Annotated in this window: 22 protein-coding genes; 6 read left to right on the forward strand and 16 right to left on the reverse strand. The window is 46.8% G+C overall.

Annotated elements, in window-relative coordinates; translation table 11 throughout:
- Window positions 1-120: 120 nt before the first annotated feature.
- The gene (locus tag QUB04_RS27365) at window positions 121-1074 is read left to right on the forward strand and encodes a hypothetical protein (RefSeq protein WP_333289300.1); all 954 of its coding nucleotides are present in this window, start codon (window positions 121-123) and stop codon (window positions 1072-1074) included.
- Between the two features lie 26 nt (window positions 1075-1100).
- Window positions 1101-1925, forward strand: coding sequence for a sulfurtransferase (locus QUB04_RS27370; RefSeq protein WP_333289302.1), 825 nt, complete (start codon window positions 1101-1103; stop codon window positions 1923-1925).
- Window positions 1926-2171: 246 nt separating this feature from the next.
- On the opposite strand, the gene QUB04_RS27375 is transcribed toward QUB04_RS27370, so the two are convergent.
- From QUB04_RS27375 to rfaE2, 11 genes are all read right to left on the reverse strand, one after another.
- Window positions 2172-3644 carry an MBOAT family protein gene (locus QUB04_RS27375; protein ID WP_333289303.1) on the reverse strand — a complete coding sequence of 491 codons (1473 nt, stop codon included), beginning with the start codon at window positions 3642-3644 and terminating at the stop codon, window positions 2172-2174.
- 526 nt (window positions 3645-4170) lie between these two features.
- Entirely contained in the window at window positions 4171-4311 is a 141-nt protein-coding gene (locus QUB04_RS27380; RefSeq protein WP_333289305.1) for a hypothetical protein, read from the reverse strand.
- Window positions 4312-4350: 39 nt separating this feature from the next.
- Window positions 4351-5910 (reverse strand): ATP-binding protein, encoded by a 1560-nt coding sequence (locus tag QUB04_RS27385; RefSeq protein ID WP_333289307.1) that lies wholly within the window; start codon window positions 5908-5910, stop codon window positions 4351-4353.
- A 99-nt stretch (window positions 5911-6009) separates the two neighbouring features.
- On the reverse strand, window positions 6010-7284 hold the full coding sequence (iscB, locus tag QUB04_RS27390; RefSeq protein WP_333289333.1) for an RNA-guided endonuclease IscB: 1275 nt from the start codon (window positions 7282-7284) through the stop codon (window positions 6010-6012).
- Between the two features lie 215 nt (window positions 7285-7499).
- Window positions 7500-8552, reverse strand: coding sequence for an ATP-binding SpoIIE family protein phosphatase (locus QUB04_RS27395; RefSeq protein ID WP_333289309.1), 1053 nt, complete (start codon window positions 8550-8552; stop codon window positions 7500-7502).
- A 211-nt stretch (window positions 8553-8763) separates the two neighbouring features.
- Window positions 8764-9162 carry an anti-sigma regulatory factor gene (locus QUB04_RS27400; protein WP_333108114.1) on the reverse strand — a complete coding sequence of 133 codons (399 nt, stop codon included), beginning with the start codon at window positions 9160-9162 and terminating at the stop codon, window positions 8764-8766.
- 75 nt (window positions 9163-9237) lie between these two features.
- Window positions 9238-10512, reverse strand: a complete 1275-nt coding sequence (locus QUB04_RS27405) for a transposase (RefSeq protein WP_333289311.1) — start codon at window positions 10510-10512, stop codon at window positions 9238-9240.
- Window positions 10430-10984 carry an IS607 family transposase gene (locus tag QUB04_RS27410; protein ID WP_445301098.1) on the reverse strand — a complete coding sequence of 185 codons (555 nt, stop codon included), beginning with the start codon at window positions 10982-10984 and terminating at the stop codon, window positions 10430-10432. Before QUB04_RS27410 ends, QUB04_RS27405 begins: the two co-directional genes overlap by 83 nt.
- A 363-nt stretch (window positions 10985-11347) precedes the next feature.
- Window positions 11348-11725: an STAS domain-containing protein gene (locus QUB04_RS27415; RefSeq protein ID WP_333148057.1), complete on the reverse strand. Its 378-nt coding sequence runs from the start codon at window positions 11723-11725 to the stop codon at window positions 11348-11350.
- A 55-nt stretch (window positions 11726-11780) separates the two neighbouring features.
- Window positions 11781-12650, reverse strand: a complete 870-nt coding sequence (locus QUB04_RS27420; protein ID WP_333289313.1) for an STAS domain-containing protein — start codon at window positions 12648-12650, stop codon at window positions 11781-11783.
- A 141-nt stretch (window positions 12651-12791) separates the two neighbouring features.
- Window positions 12792-13286, reverse strand: coding sequence for a D-glycero-beta-D-manno-heptose 1-phosphate adenylyltransferase (gene rfaE2 / locus QUB04_RS27425; protein ID WP_445301099.1), 495 nt, complete (start codon window positions 13284-13286; stop codon window positions 12792-12794).
- A gap of 796 nt (window positions 13287-14082) precedes the next feature.
- Here rfaE2 and hpsJ-B point away from each other — a divergent pair.
- The gene (gene hpsJ-B, locus QUB04_RS27430; protein WP_333289317.1) at window positions 14083-14913 is read left to right on the forward strand and encodes a hormogonium polysaccharide biosynthesis protein HpsJ; all 831 of its coding nucleotides are present in this window, start codon (window positions 14083-14085) and stop codon (window positions 14911-14913) included.
- Window positions 14914-14999: 86 nt separating this feature from the next.
- Window positions 15000-15917 carry a glycosyltransferase family 2 protein gene (locus tag QUB04_RS27435; RefSeq protein ID WP_333289319.1) on the forward strand — a complete coding sequence of 306 codons (918 nt, stop codon included), beginning with the start codon at window positions 15000-15002 and terminating at the stop codon, window positions 15915-15917.
- A 388-nt stretch (window positions 15918-16305) separates the two neighbouring features.
- On the opposite strand, the gene glgB is transcribed toward QUB04_RS27435, so the two are convergent.
- From glgB to QUB04_RS27460, 5 genes are all read right to left on the reverse strand, one after another.
- Window positions 16306-18600, reverse strand: coding sequence for a 1,4-alpha-glucan branching enzyme (gene glgB, locus QUB04_RS27440; RefSeq protein WP_333289321.1), 2295 nt, complete (start codon window positions 18598-18600; stop codon window positions 16306-16308).
- Between the two features lie 233 nt (window positions 18601-18833).
- On the reverse strand, window positions 18834-20267 hold the full coding sequence (locus QUB04_RS27445) for a transposase (RefSeq protein ID WP_333289323.1): 1434 nt from the start codon (window positions 20265-20267) through the stop codon (window positions 18834-18836).
- Between the two features lie 703 nt (window positions 20268-20970).
- Window positions 20971-21117 carry a hypothetical protein gene (locus QUB04_RS27450; protein WP_333289325.1) on the reverse strand — a complete coding sequence of 49 codons (147 nt, stop codon included), beginning with the start codon at window positions 21115-21117 and terminating at the stop codon, window positions 20971-20973.
- Between the two features lie 221 nt (window positions 21118-21338).
- Window positions 21339-21542 carry a glutathione S-transferase N-terminal domain-containing protein gene (locus tag QUB04_RS27455; protein WP_333289327.1) on the reverse strand — a complete coding sequence of 68 codons (204 nt, stop codon included), beginning with the start codon at window positions 21540-21542 and terminating at the stop codon, window positions 21339-21341.
- Between the two features lie 119 nt (window positions 21543-21661).
- A complete protein-coding gene (locus QUB04_RS27460; protein ID WP_333147593.1) occupies window positions 21662-21886 on the reverse strand; it encodes a serine protease in 225 nt (74 codons plus the stop codon).
- A 338-nt stretch (window positions 21887-22224) separates the two neighbouring features.
- Between QUB04_RS27460 and QUB04_RS27465 the strand changes: the two genes are divergently transcribed.
- Entirely contained in the window at window positions 22225-22800 is a 576-nt protein-coding gene (locus tag QUB04_RS27465; protein WP_333289329.1) for a hypothetical protein, read from the forward strand.
- A 432-nt stretch (window positions 22801-23232) separates the two neighbouring features.
- On the forward strand, window positions 23233-25137 hold the full coding sequence (locus QUB04_RS27470) for a penicillin-binding protein 2 (RefSeq protein ID WP_333289331.1): 1905 nt from the start codon (window positions 23233-23235) through the stop codon (window positions 25135-25137).
- The last annotated feature ends 113 nt before the right edge of the window (window positions 25138-25250 follow it).

Consider the following 25250-nt stretch of genomic DNA (forward strand, 5'->3'; position numbering starts at 1 on the left):
TCTGACTTCTCTGCTAAATAACTAAAGCCTTCTGACTTTTTCCATCCGTTACATCGGTTACGTAATCCGTTACCGAACTTCCTTCTACCTTCTACCTTCTGCATTATCAGGTGTCCAGCTATGACAGAGCTTAATTTTCAGGAACTTGCCAAGCAGGGAAATCCGCAGGCGATCGCATCTTGGCTTGAGAGCCAGTTGCAATCTGAAGGCATCACAGCCTCGGCAAATCTCGACGGCGATTGTTTGGATGTAATTCTTGAGGCCGAGCAAGTACCGATAGAAGATACATTAGTTGATTTGGTTCGCACCGAGCTGACGAATTTGCAGCCGGATTCGATTCGCAAAGTGAAGGTTGAGGGCCGAGAAAGCGGTCAGATTGCTGCTGCTTGGAGTCAAGAGTTTAGTTTGGAGAACAGCAATTTTGAACAACAGAGCTTTGCAGGAGAATCTGTGCCAAATACTGCTGTTGCTAATATGGACGATCGCACAGAGATGGAGAGCAATATTGAGGAAGAAAAACCGCCGGAACTTGCTGCATTTGAGAACCGGCTGCGATCGACTTTCATTGTAGTCGGGCTAGTAACGGGTATGTTGGCGATCGCCGTGGTGGCGTTTGTCGGTAAAATTTTGAACCAGCCAGCAGCAACTGCTGGGAATAATCCCGATGAAACAGCAGATTTAGCAACTGCACCAGATACTTTTCGAGAAGCCGTTAACAGCGCACTCACAGCAGCAGAGTTAGGGCGATCGGCAAAAACCAAGGAAGATTGGACGACAGTTATCGATCGTTGGCAAGAAGCGGTCTCATTAATGAGAAGAGTACCAGTGTCTAGCCCCAACTATCAACTCGCTCAATCAAAAGTAATCGAGTATCAGAAATATCTGCTTTACGCTCAAGAAGCAGCAGTAACTCCCCCTCTGCCAACTCCAACTCCCGCGCCCGCCGAAAAATCACCTTCGGAAAAAGCAACTCCTAAAAAATCAAATTCGCCCAAAGAAACTTCGGAAAAAGCAACTCCTAAAAAATCTCGTACCGACAAAGCCGAACCCGATAAAAAAGCTCCTTCCCGATAAATATTCAAATATTGATTTGAAGAATTATGACTGACAACACTTTAATCGTTTCTCCTGAATGGTTGGCCACCAATACCGACAATCCGCAAGTTGTAATCATTGACTGTCGTTTTTCCCTTGCCGACCCTGAATTGGGACAAAAACAATATCAAGAAAGTCACATTCCCGGAGCTTTCTATTTAGATTTAAACCGCGATCTCGCGAGTTCAGTGGGCAAACACGGCGGTAGACATCCGCTGCCAAATATTGAAGAATTAGCTGATAAATTGAGCGCGATCGGCATTAATTCACCAGAAACTTTAGTCGTCGCCTATGACGATTCGCGGCTGGCTTTTGCAGCTCGCTTGTGGTGGCTGCTGCGATATATGGGACACAGCAAAGTCGCTTTGTTAGACGGCGGTTTCAGCGGCTGGAAAGCGGCGGGCTATCCGGTAACAAATACTTTGCCCGACCCCCGCGAGGGTAAATTTGTTGCTCACTTGCAGCCGGATTTGGCGGTAGATATTGAGGCGGTAAAAGAGCGTAAAGACTTGCCGGGAAAGGTTTTGGTTGATTCGCGAGAAAGCGAGAGATATGAAGGTTTGCGGGAGCCGATAGACCCCATTGCAGGTCACATTCCGGGTGCGGTTAACTATCCGTGGCAAGGGGTGACGGATGAAACAGGAAAAGTGCGATCGACCTCGGAACAAAAACACCGGTGGACGGAATTAGAAAAAGCCGAAGAAATCATCGTTTATTGCGGTTCCGGGGTGACAGCTTGCGTTAATTTACTGTCTTTAGAAATCGCCGGAATTCCCGATGCTAAACTTTATGTCGGTAGCTGGAGTGACTGGTGTTCTTATCAGTTGTAGCGTGCACTCCTCGATATAATTGTTGACTGTTGACTGTTGACTGTTGACTGTTGACTGTGATTTCTAGGGTGGGCACCGCGCACCAAACCGGGGAATCACTTCGGCGCACCTTACGGGGAATAAAAGGAAAATCAAATATAGCAACAGCCAAGACGGTTAGGACGTTGTTAATGGCTGAAACGATTGATTTTCTTCCTTCTTCCTTCTTCCTTCTTCCTTCTTCCTTCTTCCTTCTGCTAGAATACTCTAAAAATCAAAATAAATATAAGGCAAACCGCCTTCGGGAGCCAACACCCAAACGGCATACAAACAAAGCGGCACTAACACCAATTTCATCGGCCAATTTAACTCCAATTTCAAACCCCGACTCAACGCATAATTCCCCAGCATCGCCACAGCCAAAGCAGCCAACATCCAAGCTAAACTCACTCTATCTAAACCCAAAGCTTCTACATAAACTTTCTCAGCAAACTGCACATCAGCAGTGTGTCCCCACAAATGCGAAATCGCCCATCCAGAATCCTTTAAATCGGGAAGTCGGAAAAATATCCAACTACCAAAAACCATCGCCTGAGTCAACAGCCAACCGATCGCAATCCCAATCGGATTTTCCCACAAAAACTCGATCCGCAACCGCTTAAACAGCACATCAGTCAGCCTGTGAACCGCCAAAGCTAAACCGTGTAAACCCCCCCACACAATAAATCCCCAAGCTGCCCCGTGCCAAATTCCCGCAATTAACATCACGATCGACAAATTCAGACAAGTGCGCCACAAACCGACTCGCGAACCGCCCAAAGGAAAATACAAATAATTGCGTAGCCAATCGCCTAAAGTCATGTGCCAGCGTCGCCAAAAATCAGCTATGCTGGCACTAAAATAAGGAAAATCAAAATTTGGTGGCAAATACCAACCCAGCAGCAAAGCAGTACCGCGCGCCATGTCAACATAGCCACTAAAATCGAGATAAAGTTGCAGCCCGTAAGCCAAAATCGCCAGCCACAAATCCTCGCTACCCGCCCGCTGCAAGTTGGTAAAGCTTAAATCGACATAAATTCCCAAGTTATCTGCGAAAAGACCTTTTTTTACTGCACCAAAGGCGATCGTCCAAAGTCCCTCAGAAATGCGATCGGGCGTCGGAAATTGCTGGGTTTTCAGTTGATAGATCAAGTTGTGATACCGAGTAATCGGGCCGGAAATCAGTTTGGGAAAAAACAACTTGTAAGCAGCAAAGTGCAGCAGCGAAGTAGCAGCAGGCGCGCCTCGGTACACGTCAATCAAATAAGCAATGCACTCAAAGCAAAAGAAACTCAATCCCAGGGGTGCAATGACGTGACTTTTCACCCAGTCAGCCCCGTCGATAGCTACAGGCCAATTTAACAAAGTGCCGATCGAACTCAATAAAAAAGGCACATACTTAAAGCCCAGAAGCAGCAACACATTCAGGCAGATGCCTATCCACAGCAGTAACAAACGGCGGCGGTTCCAAGATTCATTAGCAATCCGCCAATCCAGAGGTTCCCCAATCGCCATCCCCAAGCAGTAATTAAACAAAGCAGCGACTAACAGCAGAGGAATGTACCAAATTTGCAGCGAAGCGTAAAAAATTAAACTACCCGCCAACATGATGAACAGCCGCCACCACCGCAGCGGAACCGACCAGTAAGCCGCGAACAAAACTAACAGAAACAGGGCATATTGAAGGGAGATGAAAGTCATACCATTTTAGATTTTAGATTTTAGATTTTAGAATTGGGAATGGCTTATTTTGTAGGTTTGGATTACGGGCTTACTGTTGCATTATTTTTATTAGACCTCTTGCAAAAATCCTTTTCCTCAATTGATGGGATGGGCTCTGGGGCCCATCCCACAAGAGTTATTTTTTCTTGTGGGATGGGCCCCAGAGCCCGTCCTAATTATTTTTGCAAGAGGTCTATTAATCGAGACTTTGCTAAGAACGAGATTTATCATGGATTTTAGGCGATCGCCCACAGGAAAATATGCCCTCGGTAAGTCCCTACTATATAGTCGGCAACTGAGAACTGCTACATTTTACAGCACAAAGGTTAAATGCTGTTGCAAATTAAATAAATCTTGCCTGCTATAAATTAACTCTCTTACGAACCCTATAAAATTCTGGCAAAAAATATAATTAGGTTTGCAGCATCTGACTTCAGTCCTCAAAAGCTACAATTCCTGATATCGTTTCCCTTCGCATCGGAATAATATTTTTTATCGTGCAGCCCTAATCCCGCACAGCAAAAAAGTGATGTAACCCAAAATGTTTTGAATTCATCACGATCGCAGGTATTTGACAAGTAGTTCGATCGCAAATTAACTCTTCCAAAACGTCAAATTCAGTCATACCGGGCATCATAATGTCCATAAAAATTGGGTTCGGCAAAAAACAGCCGAACCCCAACCTTCAGCGCCGTCGGCGACCTATATCGCAGTACAATGAATTTCTGCCAGCAAGTTTTTCAGCAAATACCGAAAAACTATCTTCATCCTCCCCAATCAAAACTTTTGCTGCTGAATCCGGCGCTGGCGATCGCCCGGAACCCCGCAAGCTACCAGAATTTGCGCTTGCCAGCGGTATTTCATCTGTCTTAGCAGCGAACATTTCCAAAGGGTTTTCTTCCTCTCCCGGATACAGAATCGGCAGTGTCACAAAAAAAGTCGAACCCACTCCGGGTGAACTTGTGATTTTAATGCTTCCCCCTAGAAATTCCGCCAGTTTTTTGCACAGAGACAATCCCAATCCCGTGCCTTTGACGCCCTTCTGCAAGGGGTTTTCGAGTTGGACAAATTCTTCAAAAATCCGCCTTTGGTCGGCTGGAGGAATGCCGATGCCCGTATCTGCTACTGAAAAAGTAACTGTTCCCTCCTCTCCTATTTCCGCAGCAACTCGAACTTCACCTGCTTCGGTAAATTTGAGGGCATTAGAAATCAGATTTCGCAAAATCTGAGAAACTTTTCCCTCGTCGGTGGTGAGGATTGGAAGTTCGAGAGTATCTTCAAAAATTAGAGAAACGGCAGAGTTTTGGGGAAGCAGGGGGCGCATCATTCCTCGCAGGGCGCTGAACAAATCTTCGACTTCAAAATCAGCCAAGCGAACAGTTAGTTTTCCGGCTTCCACTTTGGCTAAATCTAACGAGTCGTTGACAAGTTCTGCGAGAGACTCGGCGGATTTGTAAATGTAATTTACTTGCTTGTCCTGTTCGGCTGAAAGTTCTCCGTCGAGGCGATTTAACAATATTTCTGAAAGGCTCATAATTGCCGTTAGCGGAGTGCGAAACTCGTGGCTCATATTGGAGAGAAAGCTGGTTTTGAGTTCGCTGGCGCGCCGGAGAGATTCGGCCTTATCGTTCAATTCAGCGTAAAGTGCCAGAACTCCGCGATTGGTATCTTCTAGTTGTTGATTTAATTGTACGAGCTCTTCTTGACGCTGGCGGAGTTCGTCTAAAGTGCGTAGTAATTCTTGATTTTGCTGCTGAATTTCGGCATAAGGATCTTCGGGAATTTGGCGCGCTAGTTTGTCAACTAATTGATTTAGTTCGATCGCACTCAGCGCAGGCATATGTTTGGAAAACTGTTTAATTAATTGTACAGCCGTTCCGCGATCGGGCCGAGAGTCGATTTTCACTTCGTCCATCAACCGTTTCGCTGCTGCTAAACCGAGTCCCGCGCCGGTTTGCGATCGAAAATTGGGGCTTAACACAGTCGGTAAATCAGCAATTCCCGGCCCCGTGTCGGAAATCCGAGTCCGAAAAACTTGGGGCGATTCCCCTTCCACAATGAATTCTACTTTGCCACCGCCTGCATATTTGAAAGCATTGCGGGCAATTTCGGAAACTGCTGTGGCGATGCGGGTTTGTACTTGGGAATCGAATCCCAGCCATGCGGCAATTTGGCGAGCTCTTTGGCGTACTTGTACGATGTCTTGTTCAAAGCGGACTTCCGTCGTCAGGATTGGATAACTCACGCTGCTTTTCACCAAAACCTCCGAGAAACCTCTGGCTTCAGACATGGGGAGGGATAAGAGTGGTTGTTGATGGGGTTCGATGCCCCCTCAACAGCCAAATCAATAGCTATAGTTGTAACCATCTTTTTTATGGATTGGTGTGCAGTATTTGTGACTAATGCCCGTAACTCTTCCCGTGAGCGTCGCGATATCGAAACTACCAGTTGCCCGACAAAGAACCCGCCCAACGTAAAAGCCGATTTTCTTTCCAGAGGTAACGATTGCTTTAACGATATCGCCTGTTTGGAAACCTTTGTGAATCTGGACTCTTGTACGGTGACGAATTGGAAAACCACATTTATTAGTACCGCACATTTGGCGAGTCCCATGCCCTGCTGATTTAATCAACAAAGGCTGCAATGTCAAAATTTCTAATCTCGGAGTGTCACCAACACAGGCGGCATCAAGCCAATGAGTTTTGGGAAGACCTAATCGACTCCGATTGAACTTTGTTTTGCCTCCAGATCCAGTGCCCACAGGTAAACCCGTTGTTTTCAAAGCATTGAATAAAGCCCATCGGGTAGCGTTAATTGCTGTTGCATCTTTTAAAGGTGATTTGCTCTGTGCCAATACCCTCTTTAAAATTTCAGGTTTGCCTGAGAGGAAATCTTTGATATCTTGATTACCTTTCCGCTGGTTGCAGGGATGGCAAGCCAGAGCCAGGTTAGAAACCCTATTAGAGCCACCTTTAGAGCGTGGGTGGATATGCTCGACCTCTAGCTTTGTATCTTTTGCACCGCAGTAAACGCACTGACGATTGAACTTATTGAGCAAATACTCTTTGACCTCGTAACCCTGTAGTTCTCCCTGCTGATATTCGACACCACTAATTTCAGGATTCTGCATCAATTGCAAGTCAAATCTGACCAATTCCTGAACCAGTGAACCTACGGGAGCATAGCGAGAAATACGGTTAACCCAAGTCAATATCGTATCTACTCGATGTTGCAAGCTGGGCGCTAACCAACCTTCATGACGAGTGCGATTTAGAAATCGGGCTTTACGATACCGGGTTTTACGGTTACGTCGTCCTCTCCGTAATTGACGGCGTAACCGTAAAGCATCTTTGATGGCTGATCCTCTATGAGTCAACTCTGCTGCCCAAATCAGCTTGTCATTTTTAAGTAAAGCAATGCCCGTTACTTTGCTGCCAGGATCTAATTTTAAAGTTAGAGATTCTGGAGTATCTTGAACTTCCTTTGTGATAATGATGGTGAACGGGTATCGGCGAAAGACATTAGCCTTTCTTGCTTTAAGCAATGACCGTGCCATCCCTGGCGTACAGGGTACTAAAGGTTTTCGATTCGTATCTAGAACTAGGATTTGGTTAGACATTTTTGCGTCTCTTCTGATTTCTCGTAACGTTAGCTTCGCCAAAGTTTTCAAGATTTGTTAGGTCGATTGCACTTCCTTAACCCCGTTAAGAATGTTTAACAATCGACGATAGAGCAACAAACTAGCTACGCATTTGTCGGTATCGTGACCTTGAAAACGTAGACTTGTGGTTAAGTCTTAGGCTGGTCAGGTTCGGGATTGCTTGCTTGGGCTCGTTAGAACCCAACAGTTTGCAAGCCCCTAGCTTTAGCTATGGGGTTCCTGACCTTGGCTACTATAACTGTCATGTCATCGCGAGTGCGTTTGAAGTCCCGGTAGAGCACGGCTGCGATTAAAGCAGGATCTCTGGAGGCTAAACCCGGGTAGCGGTTTAAATTCCACTGCGCCCCCAAACCGTCGGAGTGCATGATGAGTAGGGACTGCTGCGACCAAGGATAAACAAATTCTGCTACTTTTCGCATCATATGTCCAACTGTGCCATTGTAGGAAACCATGCTGCGGCTTTGGTTATTTGTGACCACTACACCGCTGATGTTTCCAATTCCGGCAAAACAAACTGTTTGTTGGGTACGATCGATTTGGGCGATCGCCGCAGCCGCTCCTCTGGTATTTTTTAAAGCAGCGTGCGCCTTCTCTAAAATTGCTTTCGGCCCGATTTTGGCGTTTTCCTCAAATACCCGCACTGCCTCGCCAGACGCTTCCTGGGCCAAATCCCCGTAGCCGAGCCCGTCTGCAACTAAGATCAGGTGTTTGTCAAGGTGATTTTCCGTCGCCCACGAATCCCCGCAAATTTGCTCTCCTACTTTCGGTAAGTGGACGGCCCCAAATTCCAAGTAATTGCTGTTTTGGGATGCTTCCCGGCTATTTTGGGTCGGTTCCAGCCGCGCTAATAAAGCTGTCCCCAGTTTTGGTACAGAATGAATATCAAAAAAAGTAGAGAGGCGTTTAATTGCCCCCAGTCCAGTTCCAGGGCTTCCCGCTGTAGAAAAACCGTCCCGCAGACACAGGGCGACATTTGCCATTCCTTGACCCCGGTCTAGCGCTACTATTTCAATGCTATATCCTGCCGTTGTTTTTAATGTTCGCAGCAAAAGTTCTCCTTCGCGGGCGTGCTTGACCAGGTTTTTTGCTGCTTCGGTGGTAACAATTGCCACTTTACCGCGATCGGTCTCGTTAAATCCGACCTCCGTCGCTAGGGCGACAGCAATTCGGCGCGCTTCTCCCACTTGACTTTCTTCTGTTACGGGCAGGGCTACGGCATCTATCATTTTTTATCAGCTCTAATCATGAAATCCTCCATAGGCCAACCCTCTCCGGGTATGGGCTGGCATTCCAAGAATCACTTCTTGGCTTTGCTGGTTGCTTTTTATACCAATTTAAAAAAAGAATGCAACTCTACGCAAGCTCCAAACCCCGATCGTCCTCAGTCATTCCCAATGCTGTAATCTAAAATCTCAACTCTCAAATCGTATTACTTCCTCACCGCCAGCGGACGATCGCAATTTTAGTCCCCTTACCCACTTTGGAAACAATCTCAAATTCGTGCATCAACCGCTTGGAACCACTGAGTCCCAAACCCAAACCGTGATTAGAAGTATAACCGTCAGTCATTGCCAATTCGATGTCTGGAATTCCCGGGCCCTTGTCTTCAAAAATCAGCCTCAGCCCTTTGCGAGTGCCTAATTGCAGCGTTTCGAGAGTTACAGTTCCCCCTTTGCCGTACTCTACAGTATTGCGGGCGAGTTCGCTGGCTGCGGTAACGATTTTCGTTTGGTCTAGTAAACCGAATCCCATTGCTACAGCCCAAGTTCGCACTTGCTGTCGGACGTGGACTATATCGGATGACGATCGGATTTCTAGTGTCTCACGTTTTGACATGGCGGCTACTGTACCAAAATAGAACTTCTCCACAAAATATAGGACTTACGCTCATCAACTTAGTTTCTGATACTTTTAATCCAGACAATCCCCGACAATCGGTGAAAATCTGAATATAGCACACTCATCAGACAGGTCTGAAAGTATGGTGGTATCCCACAAAGCTTTGAGAAAAATTCCCAGAGCGCCATTAAAATCACGGGGCATTTCATAACCACAGTTAGGACATCTAAAAGTTTTAGAGCTACCCAATTTTTTATGAATATGACCGCATTTCGTACAAGTTTTGGAAGTATATTCCTCAGTTACCCTAATCAATCTCGAACCGTAACGATTACAGAGATGTTCTAAAGTTTGGGAGAACTGATAGAATGCCCAAGTCATCATTGCTCTCGCCGACTTAGAATTGAGCTTGCGAGTACCTCTTGCCACCATCTGAGAAGTTTCAAAAGTAGGTAAGTAAATAACATCATAATTCCTAGCCAAGTGACTTGCTACTTGCTTGTGAATCTCAGAGCGTAGGTTTTTAATTTTTGTCCTCACCCTTTCCATAGCTTGTTTTAATCGATAGCGTAATCGAGAAAACTCGCTACCTTTTGAGCGACTAAGTTTTGATTGCATTTTGTCCAAATGTTGACACAACCTAGCAATCTTCCCAAAGTCGTGTTTGCCAAATTCAGTAAAAGAATTACCATCAAACCCGGTCAAAAAACAACGCAGTCCTGGATCTAGTGCGATGGTCTTGCCACCATTTTTAGACTCTGGAACGTCCATCTCTACAGGCATATTTACAAACCAGCGCCCCTTGTTGTAGGTGACTTCTACGGCTCTATCGTAGTTAATTAAGCAGAAATCTTGCCCAGTCCATAGAGGTTTCTCTAAACCTTTACTAGAATTGGTCATTAAATGACCGTTCTTATAGTCCCCCGGAGCAAACTGAATGGTCTGTTTTTGGGATCGTATCGATCGGAACCGAGCTAACTTCAATCCGACTAAAGGATTGATTTTTGCCTTTTTCCCTTTACCTATTTGAGCGGGCTGCTTATCGGTTTTTTTCCAAGCTGTGTAAGCCTCAAAGAGTGCATTATCTAACCCGTGAGCTATGCCTAGTTCTTTGCACCATTCAGGAATTATTTGGGAGTCCAAAGTTTTACAAAAACTCCGAAAAGCTTGCTTCCCTGAAGTTGTTAAGACTGGTTGATTAGTTTTTGTGTCCACAGTATAATACGTGAATTTTCCTTGATGTTGATTCAGGTAAGCAATCGCGTTATTGTAGACTTTTCGATTGGCATGAATTCTCAGCATCCAGATTCTTTTTGTCTCCCCCTTTGGGTAAACTCGGTACGTCATAGTCTTCAATGATTTGCTTTTTATACTTCCTGAGTCCGTAGAGTCGGCAACTGAAGACGTGGATGATTGCGAGTAGGTCTTCAACCATTTCTCTTTCTGGACTAAGTGAACTATTGTTGAGAACCAAAATCTTACACCCGCCCCGCTCCGCAAACCATGAGATAAGATCGAACCCGAACCGACACAATCTATCTTTTGAGGCAATGACAACCATTCCGATGTCGCCCGTGTAAATGTATTCCAGTAGGGTGATAAGACCTTTCCGTTTGAAATTGAGGCTGCTCCCGATGTCTTGGATAATTTCACCTCCGGGGTAGCGAGACACAAGAAAGTCAGCCTGTCGTAGAAGGTCGGCTTTTTGACTTCGACTGCTAACTCTGGCGTAGAGGATTGTTGGTTGAGTAGATGGAATATCGACAATTGAGTCGCAGTCATGTCGTGGCTGTCCTGAAGGTGTTCTGTACGCTTTGATTTTCCCTTCTTTTTCCCACTGCTAAGCGTGTTTTTGCACATACTCCGAGTCGTTGAATAGCGATTCTTGGTGGTACATACTTGGACATGGTAGGTTTTTCTAAGTGAATCACTCTCTCATACACCAATTGTCTGACTTATTACAAAAATGTCTAAAAAATTCCCCTCCTAGGGATTACTCCTAATAGGACTTACGCACTTACTACGATTTTCTCTCAAAAGAGAACATAGTGCAGGAATCTCAAACCCTTGATTTAACCCCCTTGAGTGCGTAAGCCCTGTCCTAAGAAATCTTCGGTTTGTCAACGAGGTATCTACAAACAAACTAGGTTTCTTGACTGCCTGTGCCTCAGTCAGGGGACAATTAATCTTCCTTGTCAACAGAAAACCCCAAGGATTTTCTTAACAAAATCATGCCCTTTTCAACGCTTAAAGCTGTGCGAACTCCTGTCAGGGAAAGCCCCAACTCAACGAGCGTAATAGCAACGGCTGGCTGCATCCCGACCACAACTGTTTCCGCATCTAAAATTCGTGACATACTAGCGATATTGTTGATAATGCGACCGATAAAAGAATCAACAATTTCTAGAGAAGAAATTTCTATCAACACACCTTTGACGCCTGTTTTGACAATGCGGTTTGTCAGGTCATCTTGCAGCGTCATTGCTAAGCGATCGTGCATATCTACTTGAATTGTTACTAGCAAAAATTCTCCCATTTGAAGGATCGGTATTCGTTCCACAAATTTACCTATGTGTTAAGCTTTACTTGAATTTTCATCTCAGACTGCAATATGTTTATTTTTCCTCTTTAATATTTTTTATAGTTAAACCTTGGCGTTGCAACGCGACTTTAAAAGCATCTGCTAAAGTAGCTTTTGTGAGAATATCTTGCAAGTCAACTCCCAAGTGAACTATGGTTTGAGCTATTTGCGGGCGAATGCCACTGATGATGCACTCAGTACCCATTAAACGGGCGGCGGCGACAGTTTTTAATAAATGTTGAGCAACTAAAGTGTCAACAGTCGGCACGCCTGTAATGTCTAAAATCGCAAATTCTGAGCCGCTTTCCATGATTTCCTGCAACAGAGTTTCCATGACTATTTGAGTGCGGGCACTGTCGAGAGTCCCGATCATGGGTAAAGCGAGAATTCCTTGCCAAAGTTTGACTACGGGTGTTGACAATTCGAGCATTTCTTGCTGCTGGCGTTCGATGACTTCTTCGCGAGCTTTGAGAAAAATTTCTGTCACCCAAAGGCCAAGCTGGTCTAATAAACTGGTGGAAAGCCAAAGTTGTTCGACAAGTGCGTCGCGGTTTTCTGTCAGTTCATGACAAAGCCGATCGAACAATGGCTTTTTGAAGCATAAAATGAAACTCGCTATCTCTGAGGGAGTAAAGCCTCTCTGAACGCGCGATCGCGAAACTTCTGCTAGCAACATCCGCATATTTTCCCATTCGGGTGTCTGGATGTCGCTAAAGTTACCGTGCCCGACTGCAATGTGGAGCAATTGCAGGAACTCTTGACACTCGGAGCGCAATTCTTTGGCTCTCATCAAGTCGTCCCGCCGCAGCCCGGTATTTTGCAGTTCTTTGAGCCAGTCTGCTAGTAACTCTGCTTTGTGTCTTTGTAGGATTTCCGCGATCGTGTTATTGCTTGTGAGTTCCATTAAAATTATCTCCTGCTTAGCAATTGGGATGAAGTTGTACGAGCGATTCCCTACGGGATAGCTTCGCTTCACGCACCAAGCGTGTTTTTTGATGGGGCAACTTCTGAGTTTAGCTCACTGTTTGCAGTTTTCGATCGAGGGTTAAGTACCTAATTGTAAAATGCGTTTGACGATCGCACTGGTAGAACTCGGAACTTCTATTTCGATCAAGGAAATCTTGCCACCTCCGGCGATAACTGCCGGTGCTTCCGGCAGAGTTTCGACTTGATAGTCGCCTCCTTTAACGTATATATCAGGCTTCAGGATATTTATCAGTTTAGTTGCTGTAATTTCGGAAAAAATTACTACGGCGTCTACTGGTTTAAGGGCAGCTAACACTTCGGCTCGCTGATTTTCCGGTACGATCGGGCGGGGTGGCAATCCCGGCTGCTGCGGTTTGATAGCTTGCACGCTGGCGTCGCTATTCAATCCCACCACGAGCGATCGCCCCAAATTTTTTGCCGCCTGCAAATAGCGGACGTGACCGCAGTGCAGGATATCGAAGCACCCGTTAGTAAACACGATCGGACGCCACTTCTCCGGCTCGGATGCGATCGATATTTCAAGTTCTTTCAACGTGTAAACATTAGAAATCATTGCAGTCATTACCACCAAATTTGAACAGCGAGCAAAATTATCCTACCAAAAAATGTGAAGCTTTGCACTTTTAATATTGAATAATAAATCCTTCAACCGGGCAATAATTAATAGTTGCAGATGACTAACTAGGCATTAGTAATCTGTGAATCTTAAGCAAGAAGGTATAAGTAAAAATTACCTGCGACGAAGCTGATATGGTAAACAGAATTCCCCCGTTAAAAACCGCTATTCGTGTATTTGTGACTGCCGTATCGTGCTGTTGGTAATTGGAGGTTAAAAAGGTTGGTAAACAATTATTTATTCCCGCCCTCTCTTATATCAATTACTATAAGACAAGGGATGAGAGTTCCACCGCATCGGGCAGGCGATCGGGTAGTGAGAGCCCTAGGGGGTGAAACCCTACGAAACGCGCTCCTCCTGTGTCTATTATTTCTGACACCGCCGCGCGAGCGAAACCTAGTTAAAAGCTGAAACCCAAGCGTGCAGAGCTCATCTTTACGCTGGATTCGTCAGACTATAGAAGAAGCCAGCAGTTGCTTGCTGCAGTTTCTCGGCGCTATCTTGACCAAGCTTTACAGCCACCCCAGAAGCGTACAGCCTCCTGTCTCCAACTCTGCATAGCTGTGCAGAAACTCGACCTTTTGGGTCGCAACCGCAGCCTGTGAAAACCCAGAGGAAAGTCGAGTTCGGTATCCGAAGCAGCTATTTTGGTGGAAAATAGCTTAACTCGTTCAACAAAATCCACTCAACTACCCCCTTGAATCTAACGGTGTAGAATTATCTAACACGAATTATGAAAGCAAGTAATAGCCGTCAATTTTCTTCAGTAGCTGCTCGAACTCTAAAAGTAGTCGGGATTATCTTGATTCTCTCTGCTTTGCTTCAGTGCATTGTTCTGTCGCTGCCGGGAGAAACTTCGGACTTTCTCAATCGAGGCTGGCAGCTTGCCGCAGCAATTCAGATAGTTGACAGGGGCATTATTCCTTTGATGGGTATCGCCCTGCTGATGACTGGCTTTTGGGTGGACAGCAGCAGTGGAGTCTCTATTGAGCGACGCAATGTTTGGCTGGACTTGCGATTCTGGGCGCTGTTGATTTCCAGCTTGTTAGGTCTAGTTTACCTATCTCTGGTTCCCGTTCACCTCAACAATACTCGTTTGGAACTCAAGGATGCTCTGGCTCAAGTCGATCAAGAAGCCGGACAAGCGGAAGGTCAACTTGAGGCACAACTTAAAAGCCCTCAATTTAAAGCTCAGGTAGAACAGCTCAAAAGCCAGCGTCGCAGCCAGATAGGGGCGCTGCTGCAAGACGACGGGAAGCTGCAAGAAGCACTCAAGAGTCCAGAGGTTCCCAAGGAATTGAAAGCTGTGCTTGAGGAGTCGAAAAATGACCCGAAAGCCCTCGACAAGTTCCTGGAACAGCAAGCTCAATCACTTCCCACTCAAGCTCGCAACGAGATTCGCACCCGCAAGCAACAAAAAGAGAAAGAGTTAAGAACTCGATCAAGAAATTCGAGTTTGCAGACGGGAATCAACAGTTTGCTATTAGCGATAGGCTACATTACTGTTGGTTGGACGGGATTGAGAAGTATGGGAATTCTGCGGTTCGGCCGCCGCAAAAATTGACCGGCGCTGACAGGGAGCGCGCTGGTCGAGACATCCCTAAGAAATAGTTTGTTTACCCAATAGTTTGCCCTTACTGAAAGCTGGGAATGTTCTCAATTTATATTCTGACTTACAACGAAGAGATTGATATCGCCGCTTGCATTGAATCGGCACTGCTTTGTGACGATATCATTGTAGTTGATTCTTTCAGCACCGATCGCACCCTTGAGATTGTTCAGAACTATGCCGTGCAAACAGTACAGCACCGCTTTGAAACTCACGGACGCCAGCGGACTTGGATGCTCCAAGAAGTCCCGTGCAAGTACGAATGGGTTTACATCCTCGAAGCTGACGAGCGGATGACGCCTGCACTGTTTGCTGAATGCTTAAAGGCGATCGAAACTCAAGAATATATCGGCTATTACGTAGCTGAAAAAGTAATATTTATGGAGCGCTGGATTCGCCGCAGCACTCAATATCCCCGCTATCAAATGCGTCTCTTTCGCAAAGACCGAGTGTGGTTTACTGACTACGGTCACACAGAACGGGAAGTCTGCAACGGGCCTACTCACTTTTTGAAGGAAACTTACCCTCACTATACTTGCAGCAAAGGTCTTTCCCGCTGGATTGAAAAGCACAACCGCTACTCGACTGACGAGGCGGCTGAAACTCTCCGTCAATTAGAAGCGGGTCAAGTAAATTGGTGGGGTTTATTGTTTGGCGCGTCAGAGGTGGAAAGGCGCCGCGCTTTGAAAGATTTTTCTTTGCGCTTGCCTTTGCGGCCTGTGGTGCGCTTTTTCTATATGTATATTTTACTGGGCGGATTTCTTGACGGCCAAGCGGGATTGGCTTGGTGCACGCTGCAAGCTTTTTATGAATATCTAATTTTGCTGAAAGTTTGGGAAATGAAGCATCTACCACTGCCAACTTTAGAGGTAGCGGCAGAACAATCTCTTTCGGAAGTAGTAACAGTGGAGCCGTCAAAAGTTTCTTATAATCTTGGCGCTTCCGATACTCGAAATTAAAAAGTGGTAAGAGGTACGCTCGCCTAGCGGTAGTATTTGGAACTTGTACCCTCGCAGTTACCCGCCGATCGAAATCGATGGGTAGCCTAAGTATTTAGAAGAGTTATTATATCCTTTCCGTGTGCATCGAAATTATTCATCTCTCTCTTCTCTTCCTCTGTGAACTCTGCGTACTCTGCGGTTAAATCATTCCGATGCCACCGGAATTAATATTAAATTCCTTAAATCCGAAGAAAGCGAATCCGTTGCAGAACTTCCTTCTTTCGCCACAACAACAAAACAAAAAAAACCCGATTTCTTAGAGAAACCGGGTTTCTGAATACCCTCAAATTTTTAGGTTTAATAAAGTTTTGATTCTTCTTAACTCAAAACTCTCACGACTCACAACTTAAAACTGTTGAGATTTGGCTGTGGTTTTTGCCCGATCGAGCTTTAAGATCAACACCCCCAAAGGTGGCAAACACAAGTCGATCGAATAAGCACTGTTGTGGAACCACCACTCCTCAGTCCACTTGCCCCCCAAATTCCCCATATTGCTACCGCCGTATTCCCGCGCGTCGCTGTTAAACAACTCCGTATAGAAACCAGGTTCCGGCACTCCTACGCGATAGTGAGAGTGCGGCTGCGGCGTAAAATTGCACACCGTCACCACAAACTCGTCGCCATCCTTCTCTCGGCGCACAAATGCCACGACGCTGTGTCGATTGTCGCTGCAATCAATCCACTCAAACCCATCCTCAGCAAAATCTTGACTGTAAAGTGCCGTTTCGCTGCGGTACAAATGGTTCAAATCTTTAAAAAACAGCTTCAACTTTTGGTGCGGCTCGAATTGCAGCAACTGCCACTGCAAATCCCCCCAAACGTTCCACTCGTGCCACTGGCCGAACTCCATCCCCATAAAGATCGTTTTCTTGCCGGGATGAGCAAACATAAAAGTAAACAAACACCGCACGTTTGCAAACTTTTGCCATTCGTCTCCTGGCATTTTCCCGATGATGTGGGCTTTGCCGTGCACTACTTCATCATGGGACAAAGCCAGCATGAAATTCTCGCTGTGGTTGTACCACATACTGAAAGTTATGTTGTTCTGGTGGAACTGGCGGAACCACGGGTCCATGTGGTAATAGTCGAGCATATCGTGCATCCAACCCATGTTCCACTTCAGGTTGAAGCCCAAACCGCCTACATAGGTCGGCCAAGATACCATCGGCCAAGAGGTAGATTCTTCGGCGATCGACAGCGCCCCTGGGAAATAGCTAAAAATGACGTGATTCGCCTGACGCAGAAAATCTGCAGCCTCGATATTTTCCCGGCCCCCGTACTGGTTGGTCAGCCATTCTCCCGGTTCGCGGCAGTAATCCAAATAAAGCATCGAGGCTACGGCATCTACGCGAATCCCGTCGATGTGGTACTTGTCAAACCAGAACAGAGCGTTTGATACTAGGAAATTCCGCACTTCGTTGCGGCCGTAGTTAAATACTAGGGTTCCCCACTCTTTGTGTTCGCCCTTGCGGGGGTCGGCGTGTTCGTACAAGTGAGTTCCGTCAAAGAAAGCCAAGCCGTGGCCGTCTTTGGGGAAATGTCCCGGTACCCAGTCCACCAGTACGCCAATGCCGTTGGCGTGGCACTGGTCAACAAAATACATGAAATCTTCAGGTGTGCCGTAGCGGGAGGTTGGGGCGAAATAACCGGTGACTTGATAGCCCCAAGAACCGTCGAAAGGATGTTCGGCGATGGGCAGCATTTCGATGTGGGTGAATCCCAAATCTTTGACGTAGGGTATCAGCCGATCGGCTAATTCCCGGTAAGTCAGAAAGCGCGCCCCAGGATTGAGTTCCGAAACCTGCACGGCGGGTTGTATTTCCCCATTTGGTAGCACGGCGGGTTCGTCAGTAGCGGCGTGCAGCCAAGAACCGATGTGGCATTCGTAAACCGAAACCGGCTGCGTCAGTGGGTCTGTGTGCCGCCGCTTTTCGATCCAAGCGCTGTCGTTCCAAGTGTAGGTGCTTAAGTCGGTGACAATTGATGCTGTTTTCGGCCGCACTTCTTGCTGGAAACCGTAAGGATCGGACTTTTCGTAGGGATGTCCGTCTTGGTTTTTCACTTCGTATTTGTAGGAAGTTCCCACGGATAGTCCCGGAATAAATAATTCCCAGATGCCGTTTTGCGATTTCCGCATTTGATGTTTGCGGCCGTCCCAATAGTTGAAATCTCCTAAAACAGAGACATTGCGGGCATTCGGGGCCCAAACGGCAAAATATACTCCTGTGATGCCGCCTACTTCGGTGAGGTGCGCCCCGAGTTTTTCGTAAATCCGGTGGTGATTGCCTTCTGAGAATAGGTGCTGGTCGAATTCTGTGAGTTTGGGCGATCGAAAAGCGTAGGGATCGTAGATGAAGCGCTCGTGTTCCCCTTCTTTGACCCGCAATTGATAGTTTGCTAGTTCTGGGGTGTCGATCGTACATTCAAAAAAGTGAGGGTGATGCTCTGATTTCATCGGGTATTCGGCCCTGGCTTCCGGCAAAACTACCGATACCGCATCCGCATTCGGCAGATAAGCTCGGACGACCCAGACTTTTTTGCCATTTTCTTCGATCGCATGAGGGCCTAGCACTTCAAATGGATCGTGGTGCTGATTCCAAACAATGCGGTCAATCTGTTCAAAGGGGACGGTCGCGGGCATAAAACTACTTACCTCAATCTTTTAACTAAATGGCTTTCAAAACCTAGAGCGGCGCTGCACTTTACATTTCGATACATTTTTGATTGCTGATCCTACCACTGATTAGCACGATCTTGACTGCTGCAGATCCAGCGCGCGTCCTTGCACACACAGCAGGCTGTTGTCTTGCCGACGGCCGAGCTGGGGTTTTACTGCTAACATCTAAGTATAGAAATAGTGAACGAACCTGACGGTCAACTGACTACAGTTAGACCGCAGGCTTCTTTTTCCTTTTTTTCAAAGGCTTTTTTGAGTGACGGAGTTCCCCCGCCACTTTCGTAACTTAGACCAATTCTCTTTATAAGCTTAGCTGAGTTTTTATCTCGATCCAAAGATTCTCCGCATTGACAAGAATGCCAGCGCTCCGACAATTCTTTCGGTACTTTGTTGAGGCAATTCCAGCAATGTTGAGAAGTTCCTCTTGGAGAGACAAACAAAATGCTTTTACCCAATTTCCAAGCGACATATTTTAGGACGCTGGCGAATTGCCCATGAGCAGCATCAAGCATGGATTTATTCAAGCCACTTTTAGCTGACTGACCGTTCGGCAAATAAACCAAATTACCATTTTCAACATCAGTCTTGGGCTTGGCACGTCTAGTTAAATTTTTGACACTCAAGTCTTCAACAACTAAAACCTCACATTTACCGAATAGCTCATGTGCAGTTTTAAACTGAAAATCTAATCTAGCTCTAGCTACAAACTGATGGAGTTTGGAAATCTTGTCCTTGATAATCTTCCCAGGCTTAGAACCCTTGACTCTATTAGCTAAGTTCGCTTGAAGTTTTGCCAATTTCTGGGCCGACTTCCTCAAAAACCTAGGATTCTCAACTCTCTCGCCATTGGAAAGATAGACGTAATTAGTGATTCCCAGATCGATGCCAACAGTATTTTCGACCGTCGGTTGAATTTCTGCAACCGTTACGGGAACTGTTTTATCTTCTAGCGTCAGGGAGATATACCACCCATCAGCTTCTCTGATAACTGTTCCCGTCTTAACTGTGAACCTTGTTGGTATTGGACGGTGGAAAACCATAGGTACTTGACCTATTTTTGCCAGATCAATACAAATCCTATTTTGCTCGTCCTTGACAATATCAAGATTGTCTAGTTGAGGATAAGTGAAAGATTTGTAGTAATGAAGCCCTTTGAATCTGGGCTTGCCTCTACGATTGCCATTTTTATCGGGCGTCGTGAAATTTGAAAAGGAAGTTTCCACTCGGTTGACGACATCTTGCAAAACCTGAGAGTCCAACACTTTATAATCAGGAAATAGCTTTTTTGTGTTTTTCAGGTCAGCCAGTTGTATGGTTTGCCACTGTACATATCCGCCTTCAATGTTCGATAAAACGTCACCTTTCCTGGTCAAAGGATTGCCTGACTCATCCTTTTTTCTACCATCCCTAGTTTGCACTCTCGTCAAAGGAATATTTTGATAAATCTCCTCCACAGGGACTATCGAAACAATCAAGGGGCAGGCGTTGATAGGTGTTCTCGTGGCTGACCACCACCTAAATCTATCGCCAAGTCGGTAGTTGTACTGCCGACGACAGAGCTCTAGGTGAGCCACCATCGTTGTTAGTTGGGCTTTTGTGGGTTTGAGGCGGTATTTGTAAGTGAGTTGCATTTTTTAACTTTCTTTTTTCGACCTTTGCATAGTATAGTTTGTGTATGTCCAAAATGCCACACCAAAGATTACCATTTCAACACTTAGGAAGTACATCGAAAATCAAGATACTTCCCAAGATTAATTCATAGTGGCTAAGTCTAATTGTCGGTTTCCGTCCCTCCACCCGACGCTTCTTTCCATCACGCGGGCGTAATTTATTCGGGGTACTTCGCGCTGCGCTCAGATGTGTCCCCTCTAAATATACCGAGGGACTTCCCGGCTGGTAGTTAAAACAAATTGAAAAATTTATATTTTTTCCCAAATATCCTTGACTTATTTTTTTATATGTGATAAGGGATATTTTTAAACTCTTGTCGATTGGCGACTGCAGGAGGGTCAACCCTGTAAGTGTTGGGGAGCAGTTAATAGTTTACCTGGAATTTTCAGGCAGGGAGAATCGCCCGATCGGTAGACTTTCACATCTCGGAGGCGGGGTTTGCCCACAAAGTCCGTGAATTTGGGCAATACGCTCAAACAGCGAAGGATGCTTAACTCGGTATTGAGGAATCAAAGCTAAAGGACTCAGTATGGCGACAGCAGCAAGCAATATCTGCCATGCTCAAGGCATCGCCTACGAAACTAGCACCATCCTACCAGCGACGGTGCAATAGGTTTAAAGCAGCACTCAGGCGCAACTGGAGCGAGTTTTGCCGAGGCCGGGTTAATACCGAACTGGCGTGGCGCCAATTGAATCACTAAACTGGCTCAAAACAGACGGGTCGATTTGCTTGCCCGCAGCGGCGCGAAACTCGCAGTAAACACATCTAGTAGCCATGTCGGTGCTGTCATCGAGCCTGTATTCGATCATCCAAGCCTCAGCTTAATTTCCTCTCGTCTGCGGGCAACAGCGGCGGGGAAGGAAAACCAGACTCGATCGTGCAAAATTTTCGTCGCGTCTGCGCTCGCCTCCGGTTGACCAAGAATTTCAAAGGTGGTACCCGCCACGTGATTTATCCGTGGAATCAATCCAAAATCGAAAATCGAAAATCCTCAAGCCCCCGCATTTATCCGTGGGGTCGCCTCTAAAATCTAAAATCTAAAATCTAAAATCGATTGACCTTCGAGTTGAGGCAGCAGCACGGGCACTGTCTTCAAACCTCCCGTCAGAGACTTGAGTTTCAAAACCGGCAGCCCGGGAGTCAAGTTTTCCACTTCAAAGGGGATGCCCTTGTAACCCAGCGCTAAGCGGACTTTGCTGCAGTAAGGGGATGTACGGAACAGTAGTAAAAGCATCAGACTACAACTAACACCCAACTTGAGACCTAGACCTCTGAGATGAAAAAATGCGAGGAGCGAACGATTTTTCACCTGGAGGCTAGGCTCGTTGGGCAAACACTCTCGGATCGCCCTAGTTAGGGAGACTTTTTAGGAGAAGGGGCAGGGGTAGTAGTTGCACCAGTCCCAGGAGTGGACTTTGGAGATGCAGAAGAAGCAGGGGGAGTAGTAGTAGTGCCAGTGCCACCAGTGCCGCCCGGAGAGGGGCTAGGGGAGCTGGGGGTGGTGGTATCTCCTCCGCAGGCGCCGAGGGCTACTGCCAAGCCCACGACCAAAGTCAAACGAATTAATCCCTTGTTCATAAAAACTCCTTAACATTGAAAACCCATCGCAAGGAAGGGAAGAGTGTACTTGAGAAACAATGCTGGCACGAATAGCTCAACGATTCGCTCGTTGATTACAATACTGCATTTATTAATAAATTTCACATAGATTATCGCTAACCAGCAAAGATTTCTTTTTTTTGGCAAATCCTGAAGTCAAAGAGACCAGTGGTAGGATGGGTTGGTTGGCTTGTGAGGTATCCTTGGTAAGGATAACCGATCGAACCCAGATTGCCACAACTGGCGCTCGCCCTTGAAAAAAAACTCTTAAGCTCAATCAAGCTGAAGCTACCCCACTTTACGTATTGGTGAACTCTATGACCGCTGCTATCAGATCCCCCGATTCTCCCCGCTCCCGATCGACCCGCAAGCCCGCCGCTGGCGCAGCCAAAAGCAAAGTTACTTCTATTGCCAGAGCTAGGCGGGCGAAGACAGGGCCGGTATTGCCCAACTACTCGCCAGCAGACGAACAGGCTCAGGTTCGGCAGTCCGCATCGGTGCTGAAAGTCATGCCAGCTCGCCAGCAGCAGCCAGTGTGGTTGCGATCGCTCCTGCAGGCACAGCGCGCCTCCTCAGTGGTAGCAGTTATGCTTTTGGGCGGTGCTCTGAGTCTCTACGGCTTGACTGTTTACGGCGAGCAGCGCTGGAGTCAGGATTATCAAAAACTGGAAACTCTGCGCCTCCAAGAACAGCAGTTGAGTGCTGCTAGCGAAGTCTTGAAACACCAACTTGCTAAAGAAGCCCAAAATCCAGAAACCGGTTTGGCTCCACAGAATCCAGGGAACACGATTTTCTTGCAGCCGGCCCCTGAAACCAGATCGCCCCTTGCGGCACCAAGTTCTGAACCCGCTCTCAAGAAGGGAGGCGGTGTGGAAACACCGCTGGGCTATTAAGCCTGTGTCAAAGCGGAGAGTGCCCTCCGGGCATGAGTGTCCGAGGGCCTGAGAATTGGAGGATCTAATTTCCTTTTTGACTTTTTTGTAAGTCGCGATCGATTTTCTGCTTGCAACCGTCTGTTAAAAATTAAAAATAATTAACACCACTTCCCAAAAAAGAATGCAACTCTAGATCCGATCGAAAGGCTGATAGCGATCGCTCATTCCCAAGTATTTAATTTTCTCTCCTAAACCATAAATTCTAAATTCTAAATTCTAAAATGATTTATAGCGGTTCTCAAGCGTGGTGAGGTATGCCCAATGCCCAATGCCCTGTTTGACCAATGCCCAATGCCCTGTTTGCCCAATGCCCAATGCCCAATGCCCAATGCCAGATAGTACATCATGTTACTGAGAAAGGCTATAACTTGCTATTGAATTTTTAATGCCATGAGCTACGACCCCCGTTTTGACCGCTACAGATCGCCGAATTTCAAACGCCCAAAACAGGGGGGCGATGGCACTGGGTGGGAAAAACCAGCCAAACCTAGATATTCCGGCAGTTTCGGCCGATCGCCACAACAGACGGCTGCATCTTGGGGGCGACCGGTGGAGCGTTTAAAGCGCAGCAAGTTCCGTTTGTGGGCCGTGTGGGCGGTGTTGATGCTGGGGGGGCTGGGGCTGGCTGTGAATTTGTTTTATTTGCAGGTGACACGAGCTCCGGCGCTACGTAAACAGGCCGAGCAGCAGCAAACTCTCAAAACGAAGCCGTTTGTACCGAGACGCCCGATAATTGACCGCGCAGGGAATGTTTTGGCGATCGACAGACAGGTGTACACGCTCTACGCTCACCCGAAGTTGTTTAACCACTCGAAGGCGGAAATTGCTGCTAAATTGGCTCCGATGCTGGCGATCGAACTGAGTCCGGGCACTACGTCGGAAACTGAACTGATACGCAGGTTTAATCTTGCCGAAAGCGGTATTACAATTGCGGAGTCTCTGCCTCAAGAGGTTGCCGATCGCGTCGCTGGGATGCAAATTAAAGAGAATCTGGTCGATGGCTTGGAGTTGCTGCGGCAGCAGCAGCGTTTTTACCCGCAGCAGGAGTTGGCGGCTGATATCCTCGGTTATGTGGACGGGGAACGGAAGGGACAAGCCGGGGTGGAATACAGCCAGCAGAATTTGTTGGAACGATCGATGCCGTCGATTCAGTTTAGCAGGTCGAGCAATGGGAATTGGGTTCCCGATCGGCTGACGGCGGGATTTGTGCAGCTTGATGACTTGAAATTGCAATTGACGATCGACAGTCGCTTGCAGCGGGCTGCGCGAGTTGCTCTCAAGGAAAAAATGAAGCAACACAATGCGAAGCGGGGCACAGTGATTGTGATGGATGCCCGTAACGGGGAATTGCTGTCAGTGGTAGCGGAACCTTCTTATGACCCGAATCAATATTTTAATTTCGATTTGTCGCGCTATAAAAATTGGGCTGTCACTGATGTTTATGAGCCTGGTTCGACTTTTAAAGCGATTAATGTGGCGATCGCTCTGGAAGCGGGTGCGGTGAAACCTAATACTGTGTTTAACGATGAAGGTCGGATTTACATGAATCCCTGGACTATCCAAAATTCCGATTACCAAAGAGCAGGCGCGCGCGGCCCTTCGACTGTTACTGAGATTTTGAAACATTCTAGTAATGTGGGAATGGTGCACATCATGAGAACCATGAAACCTTCTCTTTACTATCAAGCTTTAGAAAAACTCGGACTCGGACAAACTGCGGGAACTGATTTGCCTTTTGAAGTAACCAGCCAGCTTAAAAAGCGAGAGCAATTTATTAATTCTCCTGTGGAAGTTGCTACTACTGCTTTTGGTCAGGGTTTTTCGATAACTCCGATGCAGTTGGTGCAACTTAATGGAGCTTTGGCTAACGGCGGCAAGTTGGTGACTCCTCATGTTGTGCGGGGACTTTTTGATAGAGATGGTGAAGCTTATTGGAAGCTTCCGAGGCCGGTTCCTAAGCAGGTTTTTTCGCCGGAAACTACTAAGCAGGTGTTAGAAATGATGGAAACTGTGGTTGATGGCGGTACGGGGAAAGCTGCACAAATTCCTGGGTATCGGATTGCTGGAAAAACGGGTACGGCTCAAAAAGCTAATGCTGGTGGGGGTTATTCTGACAAGGCGATTATTACTAGCTTTGTGGGGATAATGCCTGTGGAGGCTCCTCGGTATGTGGTGCTGGCGGTGATTGATGAGCCGAAGGAGGGTTCTTCGGGGGGTACGGTGGCGGCGCCAATTGTGGAGTCGGTGATGGAGGCGCTGATTTCTATTGAGAAGATTGCGCCGAGTAAGAAGTAGTTGATTATATAGCCTTTCTCAGTAACATGAGGTGTTCATAGGGCATAGGGCATAGGGCATAGGGCATAGGGCATAGGGCATAGGGCATAGGGCATAGGGCATAGGGCATAGGG

The organism is Microcoleus sp. D2_18a_B4 (genome assembly GCF_036702475.1).
GTDB lineage: Bacteria > Cyanobacteriota > Cyanobacteriia > Cyanobacteriales > Microcoleaceae > Microcoleus.

Coding starts and splice junctions, on each gene's coding strand:
- QUB04_RS27400 (WP_333108114.1), bottom strand. CDS start 9,162: ATGTCAAAACGTGAGACACTAGAAATCCGATCGTCATCCGATATAGTC.
- QUB04_RS27465 (WP_333289329.1), top strand. CDS start 22,225: ATGACCGCTGCTATCAGATCCCCCGATTCTCCCCGCTCCCGATCGACC.
- iscB (WP_333289333.1), bottom strand. CDS start 7,284: ATGTCTAACCAAATCCTAGTTCTAGATACGAATCGAAAACCTTTAGTA.
- QUB04_RS27405 (WP_333289311.1), bottom strand. CDS start 10,512: ATGACGTACCGAGTTTACCCAAAGGGGGAGACAAAAAGAATCTGGATG.
- QUB04_RS27370 (WP_333289302.1), top strand. CDS start 1,101: ATGACTGACAACACTTTAATCGTTTCTCCTGAATGGTTGGCCACCAAT.
- QUB04_RS27380 (WP_333289305.1), bottom strand. CDS start 4,311: ATGGACATTATGATGCCCGGTATGACTGAATTTGACGTTTTGGAAGAG.
- QUB04_RS27450 (WP_333289325.1), bottom strand. CDS start 21,117: ATGATCGAATACAGGCTCGATGACAGCACCGACATGGCTACTAGATGT.
- QUB04_RS27445 (WP_333289323.1), bottom strand. CDS start 20,267: ATGCAACTCACTTACAAATACCGCCTCAAACCCACAAAAGCCCAACTA.
- rfaE2 (WP_445301099.1), bottom strand. CDS start 13,286: ATGATTTCTAATGTTTACACGTTGAAAGAACTTGAAATATCGATCGCA.
- hpsJ-B (WP_333289317.1), top strand. CDS start 14,083: ATGAAAGCAAGTAATAGCCGTCAATTTTCTTCAGTAGCTGCTCGAACT.
- QUB04_RS27365 (WP_333289300.1), top strand. CDS start 121: ATGACAGAGCTTAATTTTCAGGAACTTGCCAAGCAGGGAAATCCGCAG.
- QUB04_RS27455 (WP_333289327.1), bottom strand. CDS start 21,542: ATGCTTTTACTACTGTTCCGTACATCCCCTTACTGCAGCAAAGTCCGC.
- QUB04_RS27470 (WP_333289331.1), top strand. CDS start 23,233: ATGAGCTACGACCCCCGTTTTGACCGCTACAGATCGCCGAATTTCAAA.
- QUB04_RS27435 (WP_333289319.1), top strand. CDS start 15,000: ATGTTCTCAATTTATATTCTGACTTACAACGAAGAGATTGATATCGCC.
- glgB (WP_333289321.1), bottom strand. CDS start 18,600: ATGCCCGCGACCGTCCCCTTTGAACAGATTGACCGCATTGTTTGGAAT.
- QUB04_RS27375 (WP_333289303.1), bottom strand. CDS start 3,644: ATGACTTTCATCTCCCTTCAATATGCCCTGTTTCTGTTAGTTTTGTTC.
- QUB04_RS27420 (WP_333289313.1), bottom strand. CDS start 12,650: ATGGAACTCACAAGCAATAACACGATCGCGGAAATCCTACAAAGACAC.
- QUB04_RS27460 (WP_333147593.1), bottom strand. CDS start 21,886: ATGAACAAGGGATTAATTCGTTTGACTTTGGTCGTGGGCTTGGCAGTA.
- QUB04_RS27395 (WP_333289309.1), bottom strand. CDS start 8,552: ATGATAGATGCCGTAGCCCTGCCCGTAACAGAAGAAAGTCAAGTGGGA.